Origin of the sequence: Streptomyces sp. NPDC002130 (assembly GCF_040296465.1) — a bacterium.
In the GTDB taxonomy this organism is placed as follows: domain Bacteria; phylum Actinomycetota; class Actinomycetes; order Streptomycetales; family Streptomycetaceae; genus Streptomyces.
The window spans coordinates 1-1125 of the sequence record NZ_JBEOXI010001135.1 but is presented as its reverse complement, the minus strand read 5'-3'; the positions used below and the strand labels follow the sequence as shown (position 1 = coordinate 1125).

Below are 1125 nucleotides of genomic sequence, written 5' to 3'. Positions count from 1 at the left end.
GCCGCCTTGTCCAGACGGCTGGCCAGCAGGGGCGTCACGTCGGCACCCGAAAGTCCGGCGCCGTGCACCACTATCGCGTCCATCCCGGGCTGGTACTTCTGGCGTCCGTAGACGTAGGAGTAGAGCAGAAAGCTCGTGAACAGAAACCCCAGGTACGACGCGACCAGACTGAACGATCCGAGAACGACTGCGAGCCAGTACCTCTGCGTCAGCAACGCAGATGCGAGCAACACGTAGGGAACGAGCAGTCCGAGACCCGCGACGAGTGAGAGCAGATTCGCGACGCTGAATCCCTCGCGTCGCAGCATCGTGACCCCGTTGACGATCAGGAATCCCGCGAGCAGGAGCACCAGCAACGGTGAGAGCAGAGCGATCGTCGCGATGACAAACGACGGAACCTCGGTTCCCGGCGCACCCGACTGCAACATCCACAGACCGGTGAAGATCAGTCCGAGAAGTAGGTAGACGCCGTTGCTCAGCCTCCGCCGATCCTGCCTGAACCGGTAGCCGCAGAATCCGAGCAGCGCGAGGCCGATGAGGAGAAGGATCACGGAGCCAGCCTAAGCGAGGCGCCCACTACACGGGCGCCACCACCTTCGACTGCTGGATCGCGGACAGAACCCTGGTACGACACTCGATGAACAGTGGGTCCGCCTTGGTGGTCAGTTGGTCCCGAGCACCGATCAACGGAACGTCGACGATGTCCTGCATCAACGCCGGCGTTCCGCCGAGGACGACCACTCGATCGGACAGGTACACCGATTCGTCGACGTCGTGGGTGACGAGGAGGACGGTGATGCCAAGATCACGCTGAAGCGTCAGCAGCAGGTCTTCGAGTTCCGCGCGGGTCTGCGCGTCGACCGACGCGAAGGGTTCGTCCATGAGTAGAACCTGCGGCCGATAGGCGAGGGCGCGGGCGATCGCTACCCGCTGCTGCATTCCGCCGGACAACTGCCAGGGGTAGGAACGCGCAGCTCCTTCCAGACCGACGACGGCGAGCGCCTCGGTTACCCTCTCGTTCTGAACCCTGCGCATCGACCGCATCGCCGCCGAGGCGAAGGCCAACAAGCAGCTCATCTACGCCTACTTCGGCAACAAGGCGGAGCTGTTCGCGATCGTCCTCGA

Annotated in this window: 1 protein-coding gene and 2 pseudogenes; 1 reads left to right on the top strand and 2 read right to left on the bottom strand. The window is 63.4% G+C overall.

The genetic code is table 11. The features are described 5' to 3' along the window. Nucleotides 1-551 (bottom strand): annotated as a pseudogene (locus ABT116_RS49060) (YdcF family protein); the annotation flags it as partial. Nucleotides 552-576: 25 nt separating this feature from the next. Then, nucleotides 577-1035, bottom strand: a complete 459-nt coding sequence (locus ABT116_RS49055; protein WP_351648092.1) for an ABC transporter ATP-binding protein — start codon at nt 1033-1035, stop codon at nt 577-579. On the opposite strand from ABT116_RS49055, the pseudogene ABT116_RS49050 reads away from it, so the two are divergent. Next, nucleotides 1031-1125: pseudogene (locus tag ABT116_RS49050) on the top strand (TetR family transcriptional regulator); the annotation flags it as partial. The gene ABT116_RS49055 and the pseudogene ABT116_RS49050 overlap by 5 nt on opposite strands.